General features: G+C 55.7%; 4 protein-coding genes, 1 tRNA gene and 4 pseudogenes. 7 read left to right on the top strand and 2 right to left on the bottom strand.

Going from position 1 to position 6,653, the window contains the following annotated elements:
* The first annotated feature begins 50 nt into the window (after positions 1 to 50).
* The 4 genes and pseudogenes from ACBR42_RS16720 (at position 51) to ACBR42_RS16705 (ending at position 4,173) form a co-directional block, all read left to right on the top strand.
* Positions 51 to 127: transfer RNA gene (locus ACBR42_RS16720), tRNA-Met, on the top strand.
* Between the two features lie 245 nt (positions 128 to 372).
* Positions 373 to 1,743 carry a hypothetical protein gene (locus ACBR42_RS16715; protein WP_371208784.1) on the top strand — a complete coding sequence of 457 codons (1,371 nt, stop codon included), beginning with the start codon at positions 373 to 375 and terminating at the stop codon, positions 1,741 to 1,743.
* Positions 1,744 to 1,947: 204 nt separating this feature from the next.
* Positions 1,948 to 3,133: pseudogene (locus ACBR42_RS16710) on the top strand (IS3 family transposase).
* 239 nt (positions 3,134 to 3,372) lie between these two features.
* The gene (locus ACBR42_RS16705) at positions 3,373 to 4,173 is read left to right on the top strand and encodes an ABC transporter permease (RefSeq protein WP_371208783.1); all 801 of its coding nucleotides are present in this window, start codon (positions 3,373 to 3,375) and stop codon (positions 4,171 to 4,173) included.
* 283 nt (positions 4,174 to 4,456) lie between these two features.
* On the opposite strand, the pseudogene ACBR42_RS16700 reads toward ACBR42_RS16705, so the two are convergent.
* Positions 4,457 to 4,673 (bottom strand): annotated as a pseudogene (locus ACBR42_RS16700) (transposase); the annotation flags it as partial.
* A 104-nt stretch (positions 4,674 to 4,777) separates the two neighbouring features.
* Here ACBR42_RS16700 and ACBR42_RS16695 point away from each other — a divergent pair.
* Positions 4,778 to 5,185 (top strand): annotated as a pseudogene (locus tag ACBR42_RS16695) (IS110 family transposase); the annotation flags it as partial.
* A gap of 37 nt (positions 5,186 to 5,222) precedes the next feature.
* On the opposite strand, the pseudogene ACBR42_RS16690 reads toward ACBR42_RS16695, so the two are convergent.
* Positions 5,223 to 5,783: pseudogene (locus tag ACBR42_RS16690) on the bottom strand (IS3 family transposase); the annotation flags it as partial.
* Positions 5,784 to 5,828: 45 nt separating this feature from the next.
* On the opposite strand from ACBR42_RS16690, the gene tnpA reads away from it, so the two are divergent.
* Together tnpA and tnpB are read left to right on the top strand one after the other, a co-directional pair.
* The gene (tnpA, locus tag ACBR42_RS16685) at positions 5,829 to 6,245 is read left to right on the top strand and encodes an IS66-like element accessory protein TnpA (protein WP_371208782.1); all 417 of its coding nucleotides are present in this window, start codon (positions 5,829 to 5,831) and stop codon (positions 6,243 to 6,245) included.
* The coding region (gene tnpB, locus ACBR42_RS16680; RefSeq protein ID WP_371208781.1) for an IS66 family insertion sequence element accessory protein TnpB at positions 6,242 to 6,653 on the top strand (412 nt) is incomplete at its 3' end. The genes tnpA and tnpB, both read left to right, overlap by 4 nt.

Raw genomic sequence — 6,653 nt, 5'->3', positions numbered from 1 at the left:
AGGCACGGGAAAGTCGGTCGCCGCCAGGTCTTCCAGTCTCCCCAAACAACCGCGGGGTGGAGCAGCCCGGTAGCTCGTCAGGCTCATAACCTGAAGGCCGCAGGTTCAAATCCTGCCCCCGCAACCAAACGTAAGCGTCTGAAAAGACAGAAGAAAAGCCACCCAAACGGGTGGCTTTTTTTGTGCCCGGAATGCGGCGCAGGAAACACATAGGAAACAGACGAAAAGGTATTCAGGCGTAATTTTGTCGGGTTTCACAAATGCGTGACAGCCAGATGGAGCGTCCCGTCGCCTGTTTCCGGGTATGATCCGACACTATCGAGTCAGGACAGCGTGCCCATGCTGTCCGCATCAGGAGACGCAGGATTACCCATGGCCGCAGATGAACTCACCGGACTGATCCGATATCTTGGCCAGGAGGACTGGCAGGACCGTTTTGGCGAAGTGCTTGGCGATCACATTGGTCCGGTGCTGGAAGCGGGCGACATCTCCTTCGAGGATCTGGCGGAGATGATCGGCCCCGACGTCGCCATGACGTTGTGGGGCTGCGCCTTCGAGGACTTTCTCGGGCAGGACTGGGACGATGGCCGGAACTTCGTGGACGTTTACCTCAAGCGTCGGGGCTGGAAGGAAGGGCCGCGCAACAGCGCCTATATGCGTGCCCTGAAGGCTTCGGTCATGAGCCTGTATGAAGTCTCCGATATCAAACCCGGCCAGAGCCTGATGGCGCGTGACCTGCTGCGGGGTGGGGAACCCGTTCTGGTGCATGAAGGCACGGCTACCCGGACGTTGAAACAGTGGGACCGGATCGCAGCACGGCTTATCCCATCTGATGGAAAGACCATTCTGGCAGGTGGGCTGCTCGCTTATTCGCAGGGGGCCTGCGAAGAACTGGCGGCGAACCTTTACGGGGTGTTACGGAAACGGTCGGGCAAGGCGGAATTTCCAAAACTCGATACGCAGACGCTGCGTGGGCTTGCACCGATGTTCACGCTGACCTGGCTGTTCCGGACGCTGGAGGATATGGCCCGGCAGATGGAGGGGCCAGCGCTGTTCAATGGGGATGGGGAGGATCTGGTTCTTCATGAGGTCTGCTTCCCGCTGGCTAAGGGCGTGACGCAGAAGAAAGTCGCCGATGTGCTGGACGGGATCGGAGCCCTGCACCCGGAAAGCCGGTCGTTCTGGAACTGGCTGAAGGAGCCGGTGAGTGGTCCCGTGCGGAAGGCCGGACGGGATGAAAACGGGCGCTTTCTACGTACGGAGATGGATGACGGCACGATCGTGCTGGGCACGCTGGAGCTGAAGGGGCGGCGGTTGCGGCTGCAGGTGAACTCAAAGGAGCGCGCCGAGCGTGGACAGGCCATGCTGCAGGCCGGTCTGGGTGATCTCGTGCGCGCTCCACTCACGCAGATCATGACACCGGCACAGGCAATGGAAGAGCGGGAGCATCACGGACGGGAAGCATCCCCAGCGCTGCAGATCCCGCCAGAGGAGGAAGCCCGGGTCATCGGGCAGATGCTGGAGCGTCACTATCGGCAGGTGCTTGATGAGCCGGTTCCGGCGCTGGGGGACATGACGCCGCGTCAGGCTGTCAGGACGGTTTCCGGGCGTAAAAAGGTGGCGGCCTGGCTGAAGGGGATCGAAAACACTACCGCCCATGCCCCGGGTGGGCACGGAGCCATGGCCGCCTACGATTTCGGGTGGATGTGGAGCGAACTCGGAATTCCAGATCTTCGGAAGTAGTCCGCTTGCGCCTTGGAGGCGCCTGGCTGTTATCAAAAATTTCAATGCTGAAAGTGGACGTTCCACTCCCCTGAAGAGTTTCGGGCGCCGTAAGGCATACGAAAGTCGGAGAGGACCGAACCCGCGACACCGGGACTCAGAGGTGGCCCCGGTTTTTCGGACAGGGCGATAAGCTATAATCCGACCTGAGAGAGGGCGGGTTTTATGGGTAAGGTTACGCGGAAACGGTATGCGGCGGAGTTCAAATCACGGGTTGCGCTGGAGGCGATCCGTGGGGAACTGACGCTGGCGGAACTGGCTTCGAAGCACGGCGTGCATCAGACGATGATTGCGCAATGGAAGCGCCAGGCGATTGAGGGAATGGCAGCGAGCTTCACCGGGAAGGCGGTGTCTGATCCGCCCGTCAGCCCTGCTGATGTGGAGAAACTGCACGCGAAGATTGGCGAGCTTCTCGTGGAACGGGATTTTTTGCGGGATGCCTCTGTTCGGTTGGGCGTGATCAGAGGCGGCAAATGATTGACCCACAGCGTCCCCGGCTTTCGGTCGTGCGGCAATGCACGCTGCTGCATCTCAACCGGTCGGGCGTCTATTATCAGGCCGTGCCAGAGAATGAGAAAAACCTGTTGTTGATGCGGCTGATCGACGCCCAGTTCCTGGAAACGCCGTATTACGGGTCACGACAGATGACATGGCATCTGCGCCGCCTGGGACATGAAGTGGGCCGCAAGCGGGTCCGACGGCTCATGGCGACATGGGCCTGCGGGCGATCTACCAGAAGCCGCGCACGACCGTGCCCCATCCGGAGCATCGGAAATATCCATATCTGCTACGGGATCTGGTCATCGATCGGCCTGACCAGGTGTGGTGTTCCGATATCACATATATTCCCATAAAACGGGGATTTCTCTATCTCGTGGCGATCATGGACTGGTTCACGCGCAAGGTCCTGTCCTGGCGTGTGTCGAACACGATGGACGTGGAGTTTTGTATCGAGGCGCTACAGGATGCCCTCATGCGCTATGGCACCCCGGACATTTTCAATACTGACCAGGGGTCGCAATTTACGACACCCCGTTTCACCGGGATACTGGAAGATCGTCAGATCCGCATCAGTATGGACGGGCGTGGGCGATGGCTGGATAACGTATTCATCGAGCGTCTGTGGCGGTCGCTGAAATATGAATGCGTCTACCTGCACGCGTTCGAGACCGGATCAGAGCTGAGGGCCGGGCTTGGCAGATGGATCGCCCATTATAACGAAAGGCGTCCGCATACGGCGCTGGCTGGACGTACGCCTGATGAGGCGTATCATGACGTGCCGACGCCATCTGGTCCGGGGTTAACCCCGGACCAGATGGCCAACAGCAACGCCGTCAGAAGGGCGGCATAACGACAACCGGGTATAGCTTATCAAGCCCATAAAACTGTCCGAACAAACGGGTCCACCTCTGTATTATCCCTTCTTCGGAACTTTAAGGATATGCGCAGTTTCCTGACATGTCTTGGTAGATCTCAGAGCTTTTTTTTGGAGGATTGGTAGTGCCAATTCTTTTCTCGCTTTGGGTTCATGAACAATCTATATTGCTCCAGAATAGTTTCGTGGGGCCACGATCATCAATGAGAATTCCGATGACTATATATGATAAACTGGCGGAACTGAAAGAAGATTTCAGAGTCCAGTTGCGAGTTATCTATGCCTTGATAATGCGTGAAATTCATACACGTTATGGTCGAGAGAATCTTGGCTTCTTGTGGGTTCTAGGCGAGCCTGTCCTTTTTTGCACAGGCGTGACCATCTTATGGACCGCGATGCGTCCTTCACATGAACACGGTCTGCCCATGACCGCTATTGTCGTGACAGGCTACGTGCCGTTGACAATGTGGCGACATTGTCTAGGTCATTCTGTTAAAGCGTTTGAGTCAAATGGTAGTCTCCTGTTTCATCGGCAGGTGACACCAACTTCAATTATTTTGGCTCGTGCGGTTCTGGAAATAGCAGGAACAACCATGGCGGGCTTGCTAATAACATGCGGTGCAATTTTTACAGGCTTTATGAAGCCGCCACAATATTATAGCATGTTGTACCTCGGCCTAGGTTTTCATATGTTATTTTGCATCGCAATCTCTATGATTTTTGCATCCATTAGTGAAATGTCCGATTTGGTTGAAAAAGGGGTTTCTATTTTCAGCTATCTTTCTTTGCCCTTTACTGGTGCATTTTCAATGGTTGAGTGGTTGCCTGCGAAATACCGTTGGTATATGATGATTTCACCCAGCGTTGAAAATATAGAAATGATCAGGGAAGGTCAATTTGGGCTGAATGCACATGCACATTATGATATATTCTATAATTCCTGGATTACGTTGCTGCTACTTATAATGGGGTTCTATTCTACTCAGCGTGTACGTCGGTATATATTAGTGCAGTAATTGATTTGGGGGCTGGCATAGGTTAAGGATTGTTTGAAACGGTTCACGCGAGGAGTTTAGGCTCAGGACTGGCTCTGTTGATGGGGTGAACGCCCCCTGACGGCCTTGGTGTGCCAGACTGTGGGTGTTGAAGCATCGCAGGAGTGACGTCCATGGAGAATGTTACCACTATTGATCTCGATATCGCCAAGCGTGTCTTTCACGCACATGGGGTGGATGAGCGAGGGATGACTGTTTTCAGCCGGAAGAGAGACTGTGTAGAATTTTGTGCGGTGGCATTTTTTCAGGCCATTGGGAAACGATCATCGAACATGATAGCGAGCTGGCATCTGACAGCGTGCCATTCGCGCACTGAGCGCTTCCACTGTGTGGGAGGTAGCATTGAGCGCCAGGTAAATCAATTTTGCGGCGGCCTCGTCACTCGGGAAGTGGCCGCGGGTGCGCACGGCGCGACGGATCTTTGCGTTCAGGGCCTCAATGGCATTTGTAACGGGTATGAGCATTGACGGTGCCTGTTAATTTTCACTGAGAACTGATGGTGTGGACGGCTCCCTGTGGTCCTGAGAGGATGCTGAGGAGTTGAATGTCAGTGAAGGAAACCATCATGCATCAGTTGGTCCGTATCGGCATGGATACCTCGAAAAAAGTGTTTCAGCTCCACGGCGTGGATGCCGAAGAGCGGGTTACGCTAAACCGGAAACTGAGCCGACATCAGATGATCCGGTTTTTCGAGAAACTGCCGCCGACAGTGATTGGCATTGAAGCCTGTGGGGCCTCCCATCACTGGGCCAGAACCCTTGGCGCACTCGGCCACGAAGTGAGGCTGATGGCGCCACAGCTTGTCAAACCTTACGTCAGGCGCAGCAAGAATGATGCGGCAGATGCCGAGGCCCTCTGTGAGGCGATGAGCCGTCCAACCATGCGTTTTGTGCCAGTCAAGACGGTTGAGCAGCAGGCAGCCCTCATGCTTGTCGGCATGCGGGAGCGGCTCGTTGGCAGACGTACGCAGCTTGGACTTGTGACGGTTTTGTGCCGGTATATGATCTCTTTTACGCGGCTTTGGCCTCGAAAGAGAGAGGGCTGATACTCCCGAGATAGGAATGGCGCCGTCGCGGATTATAGAAACCGTTGATGTATTGAAAGATGGCGGCTGTTGCCTGACGCCGTGTTGGCCAACTTTGTCTCCAAAGCATTTCAGCCTTCAGGCTCTTGAAAAAGGTCTCGACCACGGCGTTGTCATAGCAGTTTCCCTTGCCGGACATGGACGGTATCATCTTGTATTCCGTCAGCTTCTTCTGAAAATCATGGGAGCAATATTGGCTGCCGCGATCAGAATGAAAAATACAGCCAGGTGATGGATTGCGTAGACGCACCGCCATATCGAGTGCCCTGATAGCGAGGTCCTTTTTTATCCGGTCACTGGCGGCCCAACCGATAACGCGGCGGCTGAACAGGTCAATGACGACGGCAAGGTAGAGCCAGCCTTCGCTGGTCCAGATATAACTGATGTCGCCTGCCCATTTCCGATTGGGGGCATCGGCCATGAAGTCGCGGTCCAGAATATTGTCGGAAAAACCAAGAGAATGCCGACTATCGGTAAGCATCCGGTAGGAGCCACCTTGTAGACCGACAGGTTCGGATATTTTCTTCTATGCATGGACGATTTTATCGAGAATGAACACGAGACGGTCGCAGCGAGTGTCGCAGCGACTGCCCGGAGAAACCATGCGGCAATCGAGATTGTGGGAGAACGCCGACAGGCCTATACGTCCGCTTTTCGCTCCAGGGTTGTAGAAGCCTCTTTCGAAAGCGGCCTTCCCGTTCGTGAAGTGGCCCGCCAGCATGGGATCCATGTCAGTCTTCTCTACCGCTGGCGGCAGGAGTGCCGTCGGCGCAGCAGACGGTCTGAAGAGGGACACCTTGTGCCTGTCAGACTGGCAGAACCCGTTGCGCAGGAAGGCCAGGCGCCAGGCCAGATGGAAATTACATTCCGCGATGGCAGCATCCTGCGTTTTGGTCACGATGTTCCACCCGAGAGGGTCGAACGCCTGATCATGCTGCTGCGTCCATGATCCCGGTTCCTTCCGGTGTCCAGGTCTGGCTGGCAACGGGTGCGACAGACATGCGGCTCGGCATGCCGGGTCTGGCCCTGAAGGTTCAGGAGGCCCTGGGACGCAATCCCCATGCGGGGGACCTGTTTGCCTTTCGGGGGCGACGTGGAGATCTGCTGAAAGTGCTCTGGCACGACGGGCTGGGCATGTCGCTCTACGCCAAACGGCTGGAGAAAGGCCGCTTCATCTGGCCATCGCCCGCAGAGGGCGTTGTTGCGCTATCACCCGCGCAGCTGGGTTACCTGCTCGATGGCACATATCAATGCCCCCTCTTTTCACGACGATTGATTCTTAGATCGACATGTTCGATCTCGCGATTTCTCAGTCTCCGTATGGCTGTGAACACTTCTGGTGACTGCCGGAACAGAT

Source organism: Komagataeibacter sp. SM21 (assembly GCF_041402665.1).
Lineage (GTDB): Bacteria > Pseudomonadota > Alphaproteobacteria > Acetobacterales > Acetobacteraceae > Komagataeibacter > Komagataeibacter saccharivorans.
Note: the sequence above shows the minus strand (reverse complement) of the source record. Positions and strands in the feature narration are given on the sequence as shown.

Coding starts and splice junctions, on each gene's coding strand:
- tnpA (WP_371208782.1), top strand. CDS start 5,829: ATGGACGATTTTATCGAGAATGAACACGAGACGGTCGCAGCGAGTGTC.
- ACBR42_RS16705 (WP_371208783.1), top strand. CDS start 3,373: ATGACTATATATGATAAACTGGCGGAACTGAAAGAAGATTTCAGAGTC.
- ACBR42_RS16715 (WP_371208784.1), top strand. CDS start 373: ATGGCCGCAGATGAACTCACCGGACTGATCCGATATCTTGGCCAGGAG.